Genomic DNA, 19,156 nt, shown 5'->3' with positions numbered 1-19,156 from the left:
GTCTGGCAACCTTGTGACTTAGATCATCGCCACCTTAGGCGCACAACCCCGTGAGTCACAACGATTTGGCAAACAAAAGGGCTGGCATTATAGAGGAAAACCCCCATTTGGGTAAAATGGCCCGCAGCCTCCTTTGCCCTGTTTTTTGTTGTCCTGGCGCAAAAAGGGGAGCAAAACAGCATTAATCCGCAGACAGGAACCGACATGAGCCTCTATTTGGGTCTGCCCCAGTGGTCACACCCGGCCTGGCCCGGCCAGTTGCTGGGGGTGGGCGCCAGGCCCGCCGAGCATCTCGCCCACTATGCCCGGGTGTTCAATACGGTGGAGGGCAACACCACCTTCTACGCCTCCCCCACCCCGGACACGGTGCGCCGCTGGGCCGATGCGGTGCCGCCCCAGTTTCGCTTCAGCTTCAAGTTTCCGAAAGAGATCAGCCATCAGAGCGATCTGGTGGGCGCCGGCAAGCAGGTGGCGGCCTTCATCGCCCTGCTGGCCCCCCTGCACGGGCAACTGGGGCTGCTCAAGCTGCAACTGCCCGCCCGCTTCGGCCCCGCCGGCCTGCCGCGCCTCGCCGCCTTCTTCGAGAGCCTGCCGCCGGATTTCACCTATGCCCTGGAGGTGCGCCACCCCGACTTCTTCGCCAAGGGGGAGGCGGAGCGGGCCCTGAACCGCCTGCTGATGGACAGGGGCATCAACCGCATCATGCTCGACAGCCGGCCGCTCTTCTCGGTGCCCGCCACTACGCCGGCCCTCGTCGATGCCCAGGGCAAGAAGCCGAGGCTCCCGGTGCACCTGCTCGCCACGGCCAACAGTCCGGTGGTGCGCCTCATCGGCCTTCCTCAAATCGAGGACAATTACCCCTTTTTGCCATCCTGGTTGCCCCGTTGGAAACAATGGCTGGCAGAGGGGAAGGATCTCTACCTCTTTATCCATACCGCCGACAACGCCCGGGCCCCCGAACTGGCCCGTCAGGTCAGTCAGTTGCTCGGTCAGGAGATGGCCCCCTGGCCGGGGGAAAACGATCGCGCGCGCCAGGGCCTGCTGCCCTTTTAGCCGCTCCCTTCTCCGCCCCTGTTTCACCGCTAAAAAAAGCCGTTTTTTTGTGGCCCCACTGGGCTCGGCGTCAAGACAAACGCCCACCTTTCCTCTACACTACCGCCCCAAGCAAGGACCCGGACGCCCGCCATTGCATAGTGTTGCAGGCGACCGTCCGGCTCCCGGTAAAGGGCTCTGACCGCTGTCCATGGCAACACCTGCCGCAGACGGCTCATCCCCATAAAGGACCAGGATGATGGTCCATTGCGAACAGGGCGGGCCCGAAGGATCTCAAGGCCAGCCACCCCGTTCGTAAACCGGTGACGACCCGGACGGGCGTCACCCAACGACTCCATTGAACACACAGCCGGTTCGCGCACCGGCTGTCAGGTTGCGCCAGCATGCACGATCAGATTTTTGCCGCCCCCATCGCCCAATTGGGGGACTTTTGCTTTGACGAACAGGTCGTCGATGTCTTCCCCGACATGATCCAGCGATCCGTGCCGGGTTACAGCAACATCATCTCCGCCATCGGCATGATGGCCGCCCGCTACGCCCAGCCCCAGAGCCGCCTGTACGATCTCGGCTGCTCCCTCGGCGCCGCGACCCAGGCGATGCGCCGCCATGTCAACCAGCCGGGCTGCCAGATCACGGCGGTGGATCTCTCCCACCCCATGATAGAGCGCGCCCGCGCCCACCTTTCGGGCTTCAAGTCCGAGGTGCCGGTGGAGCTGGTGGAGGCGGACATCTGCGACATCGCCATCGAGAACGCCTCAGTGGTGGTGCTCAACTTCACCCTGCAGTTCGTCGCCCCCGAGAAACGCGCCGCCCTCATCGCGCGCATCCATGACGGCCTGCGCCCCGGTGGCATCCTCATCCTGAGCGAGAAGTTCCGTTTCGAGGACGAGCAGGTCAACGCGCTGCTCATCGACTTGCATCTGGACTTCAAGCGGGCCAACGGCTACAGCGAGCTGGAGATAAGCCAGAAGCGCACGGCGCTGGAGAACGTGATGCGCACCGACAGCCTGGAGACCCACCGTGCCCGCCTGCGGGACGCCGGTTTCACCCATCAGGATCTCTGGTTCCAGTGCTTCAACTTCGGCTCCATGATTGCCATCAAATCAAGCGACGCCCAGCCATGATCGATTTCGCCAACTTTTATCAACTGATCGCCAAGAACCGGCTGAGCCACTGGCTGCACACCCTGCCCGCCCAGCTGCACGCCTGGCAGCACGACAACCTGCACGGGGATCTGCCGCGCTGGAACCGCGCCCTCAACAAGCTGCCCGTCGTCGCCCCCGGCGAGATCGAGCTGAAAAGCCGGGTCGAGATCGGCAGCCTTGAGAGCATGAACGAGGGGGAGCGCAAGAAGACCGAGAGCCTGCTGCGCCACTTCATGCCCTGGCGCAAGGGGCCTTTTACCGTACACGGCATCCACATCGACACCGAGTGGCGCTCCGACTGGAAGTGGGATCGGGTGCTGCCCCATATCAGTCCGCTCGCAGGGCGTTACGTGCTGGATGTCGGCTGCGGCAGCGGCTACCACCTCTGGCGCATGGTGGGGGAAGGGGCCAAACTCGCGGTCGGCATTGACCCAAGCCCGCTCTTCCTCTGCCAGTTCGAGGCCATTCGCCACTTCGCAGGCAACGATCAGCGCGCCCACCTGCTGCCGCTCGGCATCCAGGAGCTCCCTGAGCTGCGGGCCTTTGACACCGTCTTCTCCATGGGGGTGCTCTATCATCGCAAGTCCCCCATCGAACACATCGAACAGCTGCGCAATCAGCTCAAAGACGATGGGGAGCTGGTGCTGGAGACCCTGGTGATCGACGGCGGTGTCAACGACGTGCTGGTGCCCAGCGATCGCTACGGCAAGATGCGCAACGTCTGGTTCATCCCCTCAAGCGCGGCCCTCAAGCTGTGGGTCGAGCGCTGCGGGTTTAGCGACGTGCGAATCGTGGACGAGAATATGACCAGTACCGACGAACAGCGTCGTACCGACTGGATGATTAACGAGTCCCTGAGTGACTATCTGGATCCCGATGATCCTGCACTCACGGTCGAAGGATACCCGGCACCCAAGCGTGCCGTACTGATCGCCAGAAAGGCCAAAGACTAGCCGATGGCGGCTGTGGAAGTTACACTGACCCAATTCCAGGAAGCACAGTTAAATGAATGACATGAAAAGCAAATTAAAAGGAATGACCCTGCTCTCCCTGCTCAGTCTCGGCGGGTGTGTCAGTATGGAAAAAGCGCCCCCTGTCCCGACCCTGACGCTGGCGGAGCTGCGCAACGAGATCTCGTTGAGCGAACAACGCCTGCAAACATCCATGGAACAGCAACAGAAGCAGTATGTGCAGCAACAGCACCTGCTGGTTCAGCTCAACACCGATGTCACCAACATGAAAGAGTCCGTGAAGAAAGTCGACAGCAAGCTGGCTACCCTGCCACCCGAGCCCCCCAAACCCATGGCCATCCCGACCGAGAAGTGCCCGGCCCCGAGCCAGGGCCACACGGTCGACGGCAAGCTGCTGGTGGGTGAAGCCGAGTGGATCTGGGTCGATGCCGCCAACGATGCCTTCCAGGCACGGGTCGATACCGGCGCCACCACCTCCTCCATCAGCGCCCAGGAGATCACCATCTTCGAGCGCAACGGCAAGAACTGGGTGCGCTTCTTCCTGAGCCACCAGGAGATGGACGACAAGATCCAGATCGAGGCGCCCCTGGTGCGTCACGTGCGGGTGCGTCAGGCCTCTGCCGACGACCTCGACCGCCGTCCCGTGGTGCGTCTCACAGTGCGCATCGGCGACATGACCGAGAAGGCCGAGTTTACCCTCAAAGATCGCAGCGACATGACCTTCCCCGTGCTGCTGGGCCGTGAATTCTTGAAAGACATCGCCGTGGTCGACGTGGCCCGCGAGTATATCCAACCAAAACCCAAGCTCAAGGATGTAAAATAATCCATGGTTTCCCGTAAGCCGTTCTATCTGCTGGTCGCCCTGCTGTTCATTGTCGGCCTGGGAATGACGTTTTATCACCATGTCGCCCTGGACGTGCCCCTCACGCCCGGTGAAAAACGTCAGATCTGGTCTATCGAAGCCAAGCTCGAGTTCGAGGCGACCGGCGAGCCGGTGATCGCCTCCCTGGCCATTCCGGGCACCCAGCCCGGCTTCACCCTGATGAACGAGAATGCCGCCAGCCCAGGCTACGGCCTGTCGTTTGTGGAAAAAGACGGGGATGCCCGCGCCGAGTGGTCCATCCGCAGCGCCTCTGGCCGCCAGGAGCTCTACTACCGGGTCGACATGATGGCGGATGCCCATGCCAAGCCCGCCGCCAACCCCCTGCCGCCCGCCATCGAGAAGCAGATCGAGAGTGAGCCCTACGCCACCGCGATGAAGCAGATCCTCGAGCGCGCCCAGGAGCGTTCCGCCGACGGCTACACCCTGACTCGCGAGATCATCAAGGAGATCGAGAAGCAGGAACAGAACGCCGAGCTGCTCAAATCCCACAAGAGCCGCGCCAGCCTGATTGCCGAGCTGCTCAACAACGCCGAGGTGCCGGCACGCGTGGTGCACGCCCTGAGCCTGGAAGACGGTCGCCGTCGTCAGGAGCTGGTGGACTACCTGCAGGTGTTCAACAGCCCGACCGACTACAAGCTGTTCAACCCGCAAACCGGCGAACAGGGACAACCGGGTAACCTGCTGCTGTGGGAATACAACTCCGGCGCCCTGCTGGACGTCACCGGCGGTCACAACTCCCGCGTCACCTTCTCGATGATCGAGCAGGAGCAACCGGTCAACGTGGCCCTGGCGCAGAAGTTCGAGAAGTCCGAGATGATGAACTTCTCCATCCACAGCCTGCCGCTGGAAGAGCAGGCCCTGTTCAAGGGACTGCTGCTGATCCCCATCGGCGTGCTGATGGTGGTGTTCCTGCGGGTACTGGTGGGGATCAAGACCTCCGGCACCTTCATGCCGGTGCTGATCGCGGTCGCCTTCATCCAGACCTCCCTGGTCACCGGTCTCATCGGCTTCCTGCTGATCGTCGGCACCGGCCTGGTGATCCGCTCCTACCTCTCAAGGCTCAACCTGCTGCTGGTGGCCCGAATATCGGCGATCATCATCATGGTGATCTCGATGATCGGTATCTTCTCGGCCTTTGCCTTCAAGCTGGGGCTGACCGACGGCATGAAGATCACCTTCTTCCCGATGATCATCCTCTCCTGGACCATTGAGCGGATGTCCATCCTGTGGGAAGAAGAGGGCCCGAAAGAGGTGTTCCGTCAGGGTGGCGGCTCCCTGCTGGTGGCGGTCATCGCCTACCTGGCCATGGACAACGAGCTCATTCGTCACCTCACCTTCAACTTCCTCGGCCTGCAACTGGTGCTGATGGCGACCGTGCTGGTGATGGGTAACTACACCGGCTACAAGCTGAGCGAGCTCAAGCGCTTCAAGCCGCTGGTGGACGAAATGAAGTCCGGTGCCACCCCGGGTAAGGACAAGTAACAGATGTGGTTCTGGCAGAAATACACCAGCCCGTGGAGCCTGTCGCAAGCAGGCATCCTCGGCATGAACAAACGCAACCACTCCTACATCAGCCGCTACAACCCGCGTCGTCTCTACCCGCTGGTGGATGACAAGCTCAAGACCAAGCGCATAGCGCTGGATGCGGGGGTGACGGTGCCCGAACTCATCGGCACCATCCGCGAGCAGCACGACGTGACCCGCATCACCGAGCTGGTCAAGGATTGGCCGGGCTTCTGCATCAAGCCGGCCCGCGGCTCGGGGGGCAAGGGGATACTGGTGATCCTGCGCCAGGAAGAGGGCAGCTTCTACAAGCCCAACGGCAGCGCCTGCAACGGCCAGGATCTGGAGCGTCATGTCTCCAACATACTGGCGGGCCTCTATTCCCTTGGCGGCAAGCCCGACGTGGCGCTGGTGGAAGGCCTCATCAACTTCGATGACGTCTTCGACGGCTACTCCTTCGAAGGGGTCCCCGATGCCCGGGTGATCATCTTCAAGGGCTTCCCCGTGATGGCCATGATGCGCCTCTCCACCTCTGCCTCGGACGGCAAGGCGAACCTGCACCAGGGCGCAGTAGGGGTGGGTCTGTGCCTGCGCACCGGTCGTGCCCTCCGGGCGGTGCAGTTTGGCAACCCGCTGCGCCACCACCCGGACACCGGCCTGGATCTCTACGATCTCAAGGTGCCCCACTGGGATACCCTGCTGACCCTGGCCGCCTCCTGCTACGAGATGTCGGGTCTGGGCTACATCGGCACAGACATGGTGCTCGACAAGTTCCGCGGCCCCATGCTGCTGGAGCTCAACGCCCGCCCCGGTCTCGCCATCCAGATAGCCAACGGTCGCGGCCTGGTGCCCAACCTCAAGACCATAGAGAAGCTGGGTCAGGTCAAGATGAACGTGGAGCAGCGGGTCAACTTCGCCAAGGATCACTTCGGTATCTTCGACGAATAGCCTGCCCTCACACCTGCAAGAACGCGCCAACAGGCGCGTTTTTTTATGGCCAGCCATGGGCACGCCGGGGAAGGCCGATCCCCGTCACATCCCATGGCAACTCCCCTTCAACGGGCTGGCACAAGGGGATAAGCTCCCATGGCAGCAGTTGCCGCGACGGGCATGGAATGGCGGGCCTATCCCTACCCCGCGAAGCACAGACCCTGCCAGGAGGGCGCCTAATCTCGGCGACAAAGCAGTCTCTCGATGGTAGATTAATCAAATCAAATAGATAGCATCGATCGGGTTTCCCCTATGCAACGTTGGCCCAGCCTGAAACAGCTGCAGTATCTGGTCGCTCTGGACGAGCACAAGAATTTCAATCGCGCCGCCAAGGCCTGTCATGTCAGCCAGTCCACCCTGAGCACCGGGATCCAGACCCTGGAGGACATGATGAACCTGCAACTGGTGGAGCGTGACCACAAGAGTTTCATCATGACGCCGGTCGGCATGGAGATAGTGGCGCGGGCGCGCAACCTGCTCTCCGACGCCCGGGATCTGATGGAGCTCGGCCAGCAGCAGGGGGGCGTCATGCACGGCACAGTCCGCCTGGGTTGCATCCCGACCATAGCCCCCTTCCTGCTCAGCAAACTGCTGCAGCGGTGCGGCAAGGCCTATCCGGAGCTGGAGCTGCTGCTGCGGGAAGACACCACCACCAATCTGCTCAAGCAGCTGGAGCAGGGGCAGCTCGACTTGCTGATCCTGGCGCTGCCGGTGGAGATAGGCGGCTTTCACAGCAAGACGGTGGGGCAAGATCCCTTCCATATGGTGATGCCGTCAGATATGGCTGCCACTTTGCACATGCCATTCGACTACAAGGAGCTGCCCAATCAGAGCATCTTCCTGCTGGAGCGGGAGCACTGCCTGACCGAGCACGCGGTGAGCGCCTGCCGGCTGCGGGACAAGAGCAAGATCAACCCCTTCGCCGCCACCAGTCTGCACACCCTGGTGCAGATGGTGGGCGCCGGCCTTGGCACCACCTTCCTGCCGCAGATGGCCATAGATGCGGGCATACTCGACAACTCGGATCTGGTGGCCATTCCCCTGCCCGGGGAGAAGCCCTATCGGGAGATTGGCCTGGTATGGCGCCCCAGCACCACCCGGGTACAGACCTTCTACAAGATTGCCGAGCTGCTCACGCCGCTGATAACCCCCAAGACGGCGGAGTGACGACTGGCTTGCCGGGGGCCCTTTCTCTGCCCTCGGCAAGTTTTTATGCTATCGCTGTTCAGCTTCCAGGCAGGAACATCGTCTATGATGAATCCCGTGCCCTATCAAGGAGTTGAGATGTTTCGCACCTTGCTGCCGCCCCTGCTGGCCCTGCTTGTCGTCGCCTGCTCCAGTACCCCGGAGCCGCCCCCGCCTGCCCGCCAGGCCAGTGCCTTCGACGGCTTCTATCAACAGTGGCGCGGCGTCCCCTATCGCATGGGCGGCACCAACCGCGCCGGCCTCGACTGCTCCGCCTTCACCCAGCTTGCCTACCAGCAGGTGCTGGGCTTCACCCTGCCCCGCACCACTGAATCCCAGGCGAGCCTCGGCCGCCCGGTGGACAGATACCGCTTGCAGCACGGGGATCTGGTGTTCTTCAAGACAGGCTGGCAGCAGTACCACGTGGGGGTCTATACCGGCGCCGGGGAGTTCATTCACGCCTCCACCAGCAAGGGGGTGATCCGCTCGCGCCTCGACAACGTCTACTGGAACAGCCGCTACTGGCAGGCCCGTCGCCTGACCCAGTAGCCGCCACCAACGAACCGAAATGAAGAAGGCCCCGAGGGGCCTTCTTCATTATGTGCCGCGCCGAAAATAGGCTGCGCAGAGGATCAGTGCTTGCGGTGCCAGCGGGGCGAGGTGGCCCGCTCCCCCCAGGGGGTGACGCAGGGCAGCAGGGCCCCTTCGATCAGCCCATCGCTTGCTGCCAGCGCCTCGGCAATCTTCTCGTGGAGCAGGCGCAGCAGGTTCTTGTCCTGCTCCGCCAGGGAGTGACCCGCGGCAAAATACTCGCGCTGATGTTGCAGCGCCAGCTTCTGGGCGAATTCATAGGTGTTGAAACTGTCCGGCATACGCTCGATCACATCGTCCAGCCGGGCCAGCAGGCTGTGCAATTCCCTGGTCATGTGCTGCTCTCCATTTGAGTTGATGATTGAAAACTACCCCTTATTGGATAATTCACCAATCGAGATACCCCCAAACTGTGTGGCCGAGCACAGTTCCATCGGAGAACCCACTCATCCGCCCCTGCTCTGGCACGCTCATGTTTACAAGTTGGCAACAAGGCGGTAGGCTTGGACCGACTAATCAGTCGGTCAGTTTTTGTGCGGAGCAAACCATGGAAGCCATACGAACCCAGTCCACAGACAAGTTCTCCCTGCCCGAGCAGTTGATCCGCCTCAAGCAGGCCTGTCAGGCCCATCCCATGCCGAGCCTGGAGCAGCGCCGCAACCGGCTGATCGCACTCAAGGGGGCCCTGCTCGCCCACAAGCAACCCCTGTGTGACGCCCTGGCCCTGGACTATGGCCAGCGCAGCGACTACGACAGCCTGGTCGCCGACATACTGCCCTGCGTCATGCAGATCAACTACAGCCTGAAACGGCTCAAGGGCTGGATGAGACCGGTGCGGCGCCACTCCGGCCTGCTGCTGGCCCCCGCCAGGGTCGAGGTGCACTATCAGCCGCTGGGCGTCATCGGCATCATGGTGCCCTGGAACTTCCCTGTGATGCTGAGCCTGGGGCCCCTCATCGGCGCCGTCGCCGCCGGCAACAGAGCCATGATCAAGCTCTCCGAGTTCACCCCCCATACCAATGCCGTGCTGCGCACCCTGCTGGAGACGGTGTTTAGGGATGACGAGGTGGTGGTCATCGAGGGGGACGCGGGACTCGCGGCCGCCTTCAGCACCCTCCCCTTCGATCATCTGCTGTTCACCGGCTCCACTGCGGTGGGCAGGCTGGTGATGGCCGCCGCCGCCCCCCAGCTCACGCCGCTGACCCTGGAGCTCGGTGGCAAGAGCCCCTGCCTCATCGCCCCCGACATGCCGCTGGCCCTGGCGGTGGAGCGGATGATCTTCGGCAAGAGCCTCAACGCCGGCCAGATCTGCGTGGCCCCGGACTATGTGCTGCTGCCGCGAGGGCAGGAGCAGGCCTTTATCGAGGCCTATCAGGCGCACTTTCGCCGCCTCTATCCCAAGGGGCTGGATAGCCCGGATTACGGCTCCATCATCAACGGGGCCCAGTATGAGCGGCTCACCGCCTGGCTGGCGGAGGCGAAGCAGGCGGGGGCCCAGGTGCATCCTTGCGCCTCGCCGGCCCGGGATGACGGCGCCCGCCGCCTGGTGCCCCACCTGCTGACCGAGGTGCCCGGCCACTGCCAGCTGATGCAGCAGGAGGTCTTCGGCCCCCTGCTACCCCTGGTGCCCTATGACAGCATCGAGGAGGCCATTGCCTATGTGGCGGCCCGGCCACGCCCGCTGGCGCTCTATCTGATGAGCCTGGATCCGGCGCTGCAGCATCGCCTCATCCGGGAGACCCACGCCGGTGGCATGGCCATCAACGAGTGCCTGTTCCAGGTGGCGGCGGACGACGCCCCCTTCGGCGGCATAGGCCCCTCCGGCATGGGTCACTACCACGGCCACGAGGGCTTTCTCACCTTCTCCAAGGCGAAAACCGTGCTGCGCCGCGGCCGTTTCAGTGCCGGGACCCTGATCCACCCCCCTTATCGGCGCTGGTACCAGCGGCTGATGATGGCCCTGTTCCTGCGCTAGGAGGCAGCATGAGCGAACCCATGACAGACAAACGCCGCCAGATCCTGGATGCCGCCCTTGCCCTGTGCGCCGAGGATGGCCTGCAGGGGGCCGCCACCGCCCGCATCGCCCGGGCGGCCGGGGTGGCCAACGGCACCCTGTTCCACCACTTTCCCAGCAAGGAGCTGCTGATCCAGCAGCTCTACCAGGACGTCAAGCTGCGCCTTGGCGCCGCCATCAGCGAGGCGGATCCGGCCCTGCCCCTCAGGGAGCAGGCGCGCCACTACTGGTGTCAGGCGATGAGCTGGATGCAGGCCCATCCCCACGAGCTCAAGTTCGTGCTGGGCTTCTTCCACTCCCCCCTGCTGGCACGGCCGCTGCGCAGCCAGATCCTGGGGGAGACACTGCGCTTCCTGCCGCGCCTGCTCGCCCAGGGTCAGGCCAGCGGCGAGCTGATGCAGGCCCCCCCCGTCCTGATGCTGGAGGTGTGCCAGAGCCAGTTTCTGGCCTGCGCCTCGCTCTTTGTCGACCAACCCGAGCTCGGGGAGGACCCCCACTGGCAGGCCAGCGCCTTCGCCCTCTTCTGGTCCGCCATCGCAGGGGGCCCTCATGATGCTTGATCCTTGGCTTGCCACCGGCAGGCGCCTCTGGATAGGGGGTCTGCTCTGGGTCATCGGCCGCACCCTGTGCCGCGCCGCCCGGGTCGACGAGGCGGTGCGCCGCGAGCTCGCCCCCCTGCCGGAGGGGCTCTGCATCCGGCTGGAGGTGCATGGGCTGCCTTATGGGCTGACCCTGCACCAGGCAGCCGGGCGCTGGCGCTGCGGCCCCGCGCCCCTTGAGGCAACAAACCCTAATCTGCTGCGCGTCTGCTTCAAGCACCCCGCCATCGCCTTTCGCGCCCTCAGCTTTCGCCTCGGCATCAATCAGGCCTTCTGCGAGAACCGGCTGCTGGTGGAGGGGGATCTCAGCGCGGCCATGCACCTGGTGCGGGCGCTGGAGCAGCTGCAAGCCCTGATCCTGCCCGCCTTCGTCGCGCGGCCCCTGCTGCGCCACTACCCGAGCCCGCGCCACAAGCTGACGCGAGCCTGCCACATCTACCTGGGTCTGCTGACCGGTTGAAGAGAAGGATGAACACCATGAGCCGTTATTACGATTTCTTCTGTCCGGTCAGGTTGATGGCGGGGGAGCAGGCGCTGGAGCAGCTTCCGGACGAGCTGATGGCGCTGGGGGCGCGCCGTCCGCTGCTGCTCACCGACAAGGGGGTCGGCGGCAGCGGGCTCGCCACCCTGCTGGCCAATGTGCTGGCGGAGGGGGGCCTGCCGGTGGCCGCCATCTGGGACCAGATCCCCGCCGACTCCTCCACCGCAGTGGTGGAGCGGATCGCGACCCGCTGGCGGGAGCTCAAATGTGACAGCCTGGTGGCCCTGGGGGGCGGCTCCGTCATCGACACCGCCAAGGCGGTCAACATCCTGGTCACCCTGGGAGGGGAGCGGCTGCTGGATCACGCGGGGGCCGGCTGCCTGACCCGGCCCCTCAAGCCGCTGGCGGTGGTGCCGACCACGGCGGGCACCGGCTCCGAGGTGACACTGGTGGCGGTGATCCGGGACGAGGGGAGCGGGCGCAAGGTGCCCTTCACCTCCCCCTTCCTGCTGCCCCAGCTGGCGGTGCTGGACCCGCGCCTCACCCAGGGGCTGCCGCTGCCCATCACGGCCGCCACCGCCATGGACGCCATGACCCACGCCATCGAGGCCTTCATCGGCAACGGCAAGAATCCGGTCAGCGACGCCCTGGCCCTGATGGCGGTGGAGAAGATAGCCGATGCCCTGCCTAAGGTGCTGCTGGCTCCCGAGGACAAGCACCTGCGACTGCAACTGGCGGAGGGCTCCACCCTGGCGGGCATGGCCTTTTCCAACTCCATGGTGGGGCTGGTGCACGCCCTCGGCCACAGCCTGGGGGCCCGCTGCCACCTGCCCCACGGCCTGTGCATGAACCTCTTCCTGCCCACTGTGCTCGACTACAACAGGCCGCAGATAGACACCGAGCTGGCCCGCCTGCTGCTGCCGCTGGCGGGGCCGGAGCGCTTCGCGGCTACCCCACAGGCCCTGCGCCCCCAGGCCACCCTGGATGCATTGTGCACTCTGCGCGACACCCTCTGGCAGGCGGTGCGGCTGCCGCGCACCCTGGCGGAAGCCGGGGTGACGGACAGAGCCGTGCTCCTGGATATCCGGGATCTCGCCATCAACGACGGCGCCCTGCTCTACAACCGCAAGGATGCGGACAGGGAAGAGCTGCTGGCGCTGCTGGAGCAGGTATGGGAATGACCCCCAAGCCAGTTCGCAGAGGGCCGGGGGCGCAGGATCAGATGGGCGGGGTGAAGACCCCGGTGGAGAGATAGCGATCCCCCCGATCGCAGATGATGGCCACCACCACCCCCTGTTTGATCTCGGCCGCCACCCGCAGGGCACCGGCCACGGCGCCCCCCGAGCTGACCCCGCAGCAGATCCCCTCTTCCCGCGCCAGCCGGCGCATGGTGGCGAGCGCCTCCTCCTGGGTCACATCCAGCACCCGATCGACCCTTTGTGGCTCGAAGATGGCGGGCATATAGGCCTCTGGCCAGCGCCGAATACCCGGGATCTGGCTCCCCTCGGCCGGTTGCAGGCCTATCACCTGCACCGCCGGGTTCTGCTCCTTGAGGTAGCGGGAGACCCCCATGATGGTGCCCGTGGTGCCCATGGCCGAGACGAAGTGAGTGATTGCCCCCTCGCTCTGGCGCCAGATCTCGGGGCCGGTGGAGAGGTAGTGGGCATCCGGGTTGGCCGGGTTGTTGAACTGATCGAGCACCAGCCCCTCGCCACGGGCCTGCATGGCGAGGGCGAGGTCTCGCGCCGCTTCCATGCCCTCTTCCACCAACACCAGCTCGGCGCCGTAGGCCTGCATGGCATCGCGCCGCTCCTGGCTCATGGTACTGGGCATGACGAGGCGCATCCTGTACCCCCTGGCCGCCGCCACCATGGCCAGCGCTATGCCGGTATTGCCCGAGGTGGCCTCGATGAGCCGCGCTCCTGGCCCTAAGTGACCACTCGCCTCCGCCGCCCGGATGAGGTTCAGGGCCGGTCTGTCCTTGACCGAGCCGGCGGGGTTGTTGCCCTCCAGCTTCACCAGCAGGGTCACGTCGGGACAGGGGTTGATGCGGCGCAGGCGCAGCAACGGGGTATTGCCAATCAGATCTTCCAGGGTGGCGAAGGCCATGGGGGTCCATCCTCTGCTAACTGTTCTATACCTTGCCTGACGAGCCGCTCGCAGGCCGGTCAGTGTAAGCGAGCCTCCTTGGCCCGCAAAGAGCACGGTTGGCAAAGTCCGGCCAGCATGCTCTGATACCCCTTCCCCACCCTTTGAGGAGCCTCCATGAGCGACATTCTTCATCAGGCCGACCAGCAGCAGTTCATCTGCGTGGTGGACGGCAAGACCTCTCGCCTCAGCTACCGCTGGCTGGATGCGGGCACTGTCGATGCCTGCAGCACCCAGGTGCCGTCCGAGCTGAGGGGACAGGGCATTGCCGACAGGCTGGCGCGCCGCTTCTACGACTGGACCCGGGCAGAGGGGCTCACCATAGTGCCGAGCTGCAGCTACATAGACGTCTGGCTGCGCCGCCATGGGGGTTGAGGCACAAGCGGCCCGGGAGGCACAGCTGCAAGCCCGCACCGAAGCCCTGCTGCGGGCCGATCCCCTGCGCATGGCCTGCCTGCGAACGGCGCGGGAGCTGGCCCTGCCGGACTGGGCGCTGGGGGCGGGCTTTGTGCGCAACCTCATCTGGGATCACCTGCACCACAAGACCGAGCCCACTCCCCTCAACGACATCGATCTTATCTATCTGGATCCGGGCGACCCGGACGGTGCGGCCGAACGGGAGCACGAAGCCTGGCTCAGAGCCCGCTTGCCTGAGCAACACTGGGAGGTACGCAACCAGGCGCGCATGCATGTGCGCCAGCGAGTGGCGCCCTTTACCAGCTCTCTGGAGGCATTGAGTCATTGGGTGGAAGTGCCCACCTGCATCGGGGTGCGTCTGGGTGCAGACGACGAGTTCCAATGGCTGGCCCCCTACGGCTTTGGCCACAACTGGTCCCTGCAGGTGAGCCCCAATCCGCGCTGCCGGCAGGAGAGCCGGATCTTTATCGACAGGATCAGGGACAAACAGTGGCAGCGCATCTGGCCTGACCTGGTGGTGAACTGGCCATAACCGGATTGCAATGTTTCGACAACCTTGGGCACACTAAGAAAAAGCTGTTTATAACTCAATGGGTTAAATAATGCGCGACTTCTTCTCTCTCGAACGCTGGCTGCCGGGCCTCGCCGCCCTGCTGCAATATCAGCGGGCCTGGCTGATGCCGGATCTTCGCGCTGGCCTCTCGGTGGCGGCCGTGGCCTTGCCCGTGGCCATCGCCTATGCGGAGCTCGCCGGGGTGGGCGCCATCGTCGGCCTCTACTCCTGCATACTGCCCATGGTGGTCTACGCCCTCTTTGGCACCTCCCGCCAGCTCATCGTCGGCCCGGACGCCGCCACCTGCGCCGTCATCGCCGCCGTGGTGACGCCGCTCGCCGCCGGGGACCCCACCCGCCAGTGGCAACTGGTGATGACCATGACCGCCATGACCGGCTTCTGGTGCCTCATCGCCAGCCGCTTCAAGCTGGGGGTGCTGGCGGACTTTCTCTCCCGCCCCATACTGATGGGCCTGCTCAACGGGGTGGCCATCACCATCATGGTGAGCCAGCTTTCCAAGATCTTCGGCTTCACCTTCAGCGAGCGCTATCTGATAGAGCGGATCTTGAATGGCACCGACTACCTTACCCAGACCCATCTGCCGACCCTGGTCATGAGCCTGACCGCCCTGCTCACCCTGCTGCTGGCCAAGCGCTACCGGCCATCCTGGCCCTCCTCCATGGTGGCCATGGTGGTGACGGCGGCCCTGGTGTGGGCCCTCAATCTCGGCCAGTTCGACATCGCCACCCTGGGGGCCGTGGGCTCGGGCCTGCCCGCCTTCCAGATGCCTGAATTCCCCCCCGGCCTGATGCGCGAACTGGTGCTGCCGGCGCTCAACCTCGCCATGGTGAGCTTCGTCTCCATGATGCTCACCGCCCGCAGCTTCGCCGCCAAGAACGGCTACGAGATCGATGCGGACAAGGAGTTTCGGGCCCTTGGCATGGCAAACCTCGCCTCTGCTGTCTCCCAGGGCTTTGCCATCAGCGGCGCGGATTCACGCACCGCGGTCAACGACGCCAACGGCGGCAAGAGCCAGCTGGTCTCCATCATAGCCGCGGCGGTGATCGCCCTTATCACCTTCTATTTGACGGCGCCACTGCAATTCATTCCCACCGCCGCCCTCGGGGTGGTGCTGGTGATGGCCTCCCTGTCGCTCACCGATTTTCGCGGCCTCTGGGCCCTGCGCGACTCGGACCGCGCCGCCTTCTGGCTGGCCCTCATCACCTTCATCAGCGTGCTGGCCATGGGGGTCATTCCGGGGATCACCCTCGCTGTCTTGCTGGGCCTGTTCCAGTTCCTGCGCAACGTGATGCGCCCCACCGATCAGCTGCTCGGCATGGATGATGAAGGGGTGGTGCGCACCCTGGGGGACAACGAGCAGGCCAAGGCGATCCCCGGCATCCTGGTCTATCGCTTCAACTCGCCGCTCACCTACTTCAACGCCCCCTACTTCAAGCGGCGGGTGCTGGCGCTGCTGGTGCAGGATCCCCACAATCCCAAGTGCCTCATCGTGGACGCGGTGGCCTGCTTCACCCACCAGGACATCAGCGTGATGAGCATGGTGGGGGAGCTGCACAAGGAGCTCAGGCGCCGCGGCATCCACATGGTGATGGCGGGTCGCCACGGTCAGATGACCCACTGGCTGCAACAGGCGGGGGTACGGGTTGGCGAGGATGGCATCATCCTCTGCCCCGACATGTATCAGGCCCTGCGCATGACCCGCTGCTACCGGGAGCCTGTGTTCAAGGATGACGAGGTAGTGGAGAGCACCACTGATACCCTGCTCTCCCGCTGGCCCCAGGATGAGACGCTGCCGGACTCGGCGCGCCTCACCCGGCCCTGCGAGCAGGAGGCGGGCGCCACCCCGGTCTGACGGCGCCACCCGGCGAGAGGGTGCCGGGCCAGCCCGTCCCCCTCTTTGCTCAGGGCAGGATTGCACCCCGCACCCGCTTGGTGTTAAATGCCCGTCCAGATGGCGCTGACGAGGGCCATCCCCAGTATTTGGACATCCCATGCAGACTCAATCCCACGCGGGCCCGGGCTCCCTGTTCGCCCTGACCTGGCCACTGTTCATCGATCTCGCCCTGCACTTCCTGACCGGGGCCCTCAACACCTTCATGGTGGGCCACGTCTCCTATCAGGGGGTGGCGGCGCTGGCGGTCGGCAACCAGGTGTTCGATCTCGCCATCACCCTGTTCAGCTTCGTCAGCATAGGCACCAGCGTGGTGATCACCCAGTACCTGGGGGCGGGGGATAGGGAGAAGGCGCGCGTGGTCATCCACACCGCCATCGGCTTCAACCTGCTGGTGGGGCTGGTGGCGGCGGTCGGGGTCATGGCCGGTGCCAGCACCATGCTGGCGCTGATGAACCTGCCCGCCCACCTGATGGGGGATGCCACCCTCTACCTGCAGATCATCGGGCTCTGCCTGCTGCCTGAGGCGGCGGCGCTCTGTCTGGCCGCCACCCTGCGCGCCCATGGCCACACCCGTCAGGCCATGTACGTGACGCTCATCGTCAACCTCATCACCTTCGTCGGCAACCTGCTGCTGCTCTACGGCTGGTTCGGCCTGCCCCAGCTCGGGGTCGCCGGGGTCGCCATCAGCACAGTTGCCGGGCGCATCGTCGGCGTGGTGCTGCTGGTGTGGCTGGTGGCGCGCAAGACCGGCATACGGCTGCGGCTGCCGGAGATCCTCCGGCCAAGCAAGGTCATGCTGGACAAGGTGCTGCACATAGGCCTGCCTGCGGCGGGGGAGAACCTCTCCTGGATGCTGCAGTTCATGGTGGTGACGGCCTTCGTCGGCCTGCTCGGCGACAAGGCACTGGCGACCCAGTCCTACTTCTTCCAGATCTGCCTGTTCATCCTGCTGTTCGGCCTCTCCATCGGCCTTGGCAACGAGATCATCATCGGCCACCTGGCGGGGGCCCGTCGCTTCGAGCAGGCCTATCGCCAGCTGATGAAGAGCCTGAAACTTGGCCTTATCGTCACCAGCCTGATTGCCATCGCCGCAGCCCTGAACGGACGCGCCATCATCAGCCTGTTCACCGACGACCCCGACATCATCACCCAGGTGGCGCAGCTGTTCCTCATCAGCCTCATCCTCGAACCCGGCCGCACCTTCAACCTGGTGGTGATCAACGCCCTGCGTGCCACCGGGGATGCCCGTTTCCCGCTCTACATGGCGCTCGTCTCCATGTGGGGCATTGCCGTTCCCCTCGCCTATTTCCTTGGTATCATGCAGGGCTATGGCCTGGTAGGCATCTGGTTGGCGCTGGCCTGCGACGAGTGGGTACGCGGTCTGGCCATGTTCTGGCGCTGGCGCAGTCGTCGCTGGCAAAACAAAATTCTTGTCGAAACATAAGCGGAATCACAATGAAGAAAATCGGACTCTTGTTGGCGGCCATCCTGCTCAGCCCGCTCGCCATGGCACAAACCGCCCCGGCGGCCCCCAAGGCGCAAGCCCCCCAGACCTGGTACGTGGCCCCCATCGTCATCGACCAGACCAGCGAGGCACAGAAGGCCCTGACCAAGGACTTCATGGCCCAGATGATCAAGACCATCAAGATCAACGAGTACCAGACCGGCAAGGCGGTGGGCAAGCACAAGGATCCCAAGTGGCTGATCCGCACCAAGCTGATGCCCGCAAGCACCGAACCCCTGGTGGGCAAGAAGCATCCGCAGGGGCTCACCTACGGCAAGGGCATTCCCACCCAGGAAATCGTCGGCGAGCTCATCATGAACGGCACCCTGGTGGCCCACGTGGGTCAGGGCTGGCGTGAGCCCATAGTGCCGGGCACCCCGGTGGCCGAGAAGATCACCATAGCCAACTACCAGTACGCCATCGGCAACGAGGCCAAGGCCCCGGATCTGGAAGAGCTGGCGGCGCAGATAGGCTTCGAGGTAGGCAAGGTGATTGCCAGAGGCGGCCAGCCCCTGCCCGAGAAGAAAAAGAAAAAAGAGTAAACGCCACACCTGTTACCAAGAAGGGGCCCTGTGCCCCTTCTTGCTGCCCGCCCCGCGGCCCTTGGCTGTCATCAAAGGGTCACAACTGTGAACGGGATCCCGATTCCCGCCTCTCTGCCCTCCTTATAAATCACTGATCTGCTTGTGATTCAATCAGTTAAAAATCATCCGCCAGATGCAGCAAACCCATTGCCCCAAATTGGATCGGGATCACATTTATCTCCCGGGGTAAGGGGTAGTTTGAAGGTCAAGGCACAATCAAACGACACCAAGGAGGCTTCATTACATGTTCCCGGAGTACAGAGATCTCATCTCGAAACTGAAGAGCAGTGATGTCCATTTCCAAAAGAAGTTTGACTTGCACAACGACCTGGATGCGGAGATCAGGAAGCTGGAAAAACATCACGCCAGCGATTACAGCTCCGAGGTGAAGGATCTGAAAAAACAGAAACTTAAACTGAAAGAGGAGATATACGACATCCTCAAACAACATCCACACTGACGCCTCGACGAATACCCGGATAAGCAACTTATCCACCAGCCCGGCTCAACGCCGGGCTTTTTATTGCCCGCTCACGACAGCGCGGCACAGGCCACTCCCCTTTGACACCGGAAACAAAGAAGCGGGCCACTGGCCCGCTTGGTTATTTCGAGTAAACCCA

General features: G+C 63.9%; 20 protein-coding genes. 18 read left to right on the top strand and 2 right to left on the bottom strand.

All coding sequences use genetic code 11. The features are described from left to right. Positions 1-204: 204 nt before the first annotated feature. From ACB030_RS00980 to ACB030_RS00945, 8 genes are all read left to right on the top strand, one after another. The gene (locus ACB030_RS00980; protein ID WP_205641371.1) at positions 205-1,053 is read left to right on the top strand and encodes a DUF72 domain-containing protein; all 849 of its coding nucleotides are present in this window, start codon (positions 205-207) and stop codon (positions 1,051-1,053) included. 383 nt (positions 1,054-1,436) lie between these two features. Next, entirely contained in the window at positions 1,437-2,177 is a 741-nt protein-coding gene (cmoA, locus tag ACB030_RS00975; RefSeq protein WP_371157288.1) for a carboxy-S-adenosyl-L-methionine synthase CmoA, read from the top strand. Beyond that, positions 2,174-3,151: a tRNA 5-methoxyuridine(34)/uridine 5-oxyacetic acid(34) synthase CmoB gene (gene cmoB / locus ACB030_RS00970; RefSeq protein WP_371157286.1), complete on the top strand. Its 978-nt coding sequence runs from the start codon at positions 2,174-2,176 to the stop codon at positions 3,149-3,151. Before cmoA ends, cmoB begins: the two co-directional genes overlap by 4 nt. 82 nt (positions 3,152-3,233) lie before the next feature. Beyond that, the gene (locus ACB030_RS00965) at positions 3,234-3,992 is read left to right on the top strand and encodes an ATP-dependent zinc protease (RefSeq protein WP_025326342.1); all 759 of its coding nucleotides are present in this window, start codon (positions 3,234-3,236) and stop codon (positions 3,990-3,992) included. A 3-nt stretch (positions 3,993-3,995) separates the two neighbouring features. Continuing rightward, positions 3,996-5,534: an inactive transglutaminase family protein gene (locus ACB030_RS00960; protein ID WP_106887394.1), complete on the top strand. Its 1,539-nt coding sequence runs from the start codon at positions 3,996-3,998 to the stop codon at positions 5,532-5,534. Positions 5,535-5,537: 3 nt separating this feature from the next. Further along, complete coding sequence (locus ACB030_RS00955) at positions 5,538-6,503, top strand: alpha-L-glutamate ligase-like protein (protein WP_025326340.1); 966 nt, start codon at positions 5,538-5,540, stop codon at positions 6,501-6,503. Between the two features lie 294 nt (positions 6,504-6,797). Continuing rightward, positions 6,798-7,712 (top strand): hydrogen peroxide-inducible genes activator, encoded by a 915-nt coding sequence (locus ACB030_RS00950; protein WP_371157283.1) that lies wholly within the window; start codon positions 6,798-6,800, stop codon positions 7,710-7,712. A 117-nt stretch (positions 7,713-7,829) separates the two neighbouring features. Beyond that, the gene (locus tag ACB030_RS00945; protein WP_025326338.1) at positions 7,830-8,279 is read left to right on the top strand and encodes a C40 family peptidase; all 450 of its coding nucleotides are present in this window, start codon (positions 7,830-7,832) and stop codon (positions 8,277-8,279) included. Between the two features lie 83 nt (positions 8,280-8,362). Here the strand turns inward: ACB030_RS00945 and ACB030_RS00940 are convergent, their stop codons facing one another. Then, positions 8,363-8,656: a hypothetical protein gene (locus ACB030_RS00940; protein WP_106887398.1), complete on the bottom strand. Its 294-nt coding sequence runs from the start codon at positions 8,654-8,656 to the stop codon at positions 8,363-8,365. A gap of 212 nt (positions 8,657-8,868) precedes the next feature. Between ACB030_RS00940 and ACB030_RS00935 the strand changes: the two genes are divergently transcribed. From ACB030_RS00935 to ACB030_RS00920, 4 genes are read left to right on the top strand one after another with little or no spacing between them, the layout of a single operon-like run. Beyond that, entirely contained in the window at positions 8,869-10,296 is a 1,428-nt protein-coding gene (locus ACB030_RS00935) for a coniferyl aldehyde dehydrogenase (RefSeq protein ID WP_371157277.1), read from the top strand. Between the two features lie 8 nt (positions 10,297-10,304). Further along, entirely contained in the window at positions 10,305-10,895 is a 591-nt protein-coding gene (locus ACB030_RS00930) for a TetR/AcrR family transcriptional regulator (protein ID WP_371157275.1), read from the top strand. Then, positions 10,885-11,394, top strand: a complete 510-nt coding sequence (locus ACB030_RS00925) for a hypothetical protein (protein ID WP_371157273.1) — start codon at positions 10,885-10,887, stop codon at positions 11,392-11,394. Before ACB030_RS00930 ends, ACB030_RS00925 begins: the two co-directional genes overlap by 11 nt. Positions 11,395-11,411: 17 nt before the next feature. Further along, on the top strand, positions 11,412-12,596 hold the full coding sequence (locus ACB030_RS00920; protein WP_371157271.1) for an iron-containing alcohol dehydrogenase: 1,185 nt from the start codon (positions 11,412-11,414) through the stop codon (positions 12,594-12,596). 37 nt (positions 12,597-12,633) lie between these two features. Here ACB030_RS00920 and cysM read toward each other — a convergent pair whose 3' ends face one another. Further along, positions 12,634-13,524, bottom strand: coding sequence for a cysteine synthase CysM (gene cysM / locus ACB030_RS00915; RefSeq protein ID WP_371157269.1), 891 nt, complete (start codon positions 13,522-13,524; stop codon positions 12,634-12,636). Positions 13,525-13,680: 156 nt separating this feature from the next. Between cysM and ACB030_RS00910 the strand changes: the two genes are divergently transcribed. From ACB030_RS00910 to ACB030_RS00885, 6 genes are all read left to right on the top strand, one after another. Next, positions 13,681-13,938, top strand: a complete 258-nt coding sequence (locus ACB030_RS00910) for a GNAT family N-acetyltransferase (RefSeq protein ID WP_371157267.1) — start codon at positions 13,681-13,683, stop codon at positions 13,936-13,938. After that, a complete protein-coding gene (locus tag ACB030_RS00905) occupies positions 13,928-14,512 on the top strand; it encodes a nucleotidyltransferase family protein (protein WP_371157265.1) in 585 nt (194 codons plus the stop codon). Before ACB030_RS00910 ends, ACB030_RS00905 begins: the two co-directional genes overlap by 11 nt. A 70-nt stretch (positions 14,513-14,582) precedes the next feature. Further along, positions 14,583-16,406, top strand: coding sequence for a SulP family inorganic anion transporter (locus tag ACB030_RS00900; protein WP_371157263.1), 1,824 nt, complete (start codon positions 14,583-14,585; stop codon positions 16,404-16,406). A gap of 139 nt (positions 16,407-16,545) precedes the next feature. After that, the gene (locus ACB030_RS00895; RefSeq protein ID WP_268421394.1) at positions 16,546-17,892 is read left to right on the top strand and encodes an MATE family efflux transporter; all 1,347 of its coding nucleotides are present in this window, start codon (positions 16,546-16,548) and stop codon (positions 17,890-17,892) included. An 11-nt stretch (positions 17,893-17,903) separates the two neighbouring features. Beyond that, complete coding sequence (locus ACB030_RS00890; RefSeq protein WP_163135976.1) at positions 17,904-18,494, top strand: hypothetical protein; 591 nt, start codon at positions 17,904-17,906, stop codon at positions 18,492-18,494. 286 nt (positions 18,495-18,780) lie between these two features. Then, positions 18,781-18,996, top strand: a complete 216-nt coding sequence (locus tag ACB030_RS00885) for a YdcH family protein (RefSeq protein ID WP_005313020.1) — start codon at positions 18,781-18,783, stop codon at positions 18,994-18,996. Positions 18,997-19,156 lie beyond the last annotated feature (160 nt).

Source organism: Aeromonas sp. S16(2024), from assembly GCF_041403065.1.
Classification (GTDB): domain Bacteria; phylum Pseudomonadota; class Gammaproteobacteria; order Enterobacterales; family Aeromonadaceae; genus Aeromonas.
This window is presented reverse-complemented; position numbering and strand designations above follow the sequence as displayed.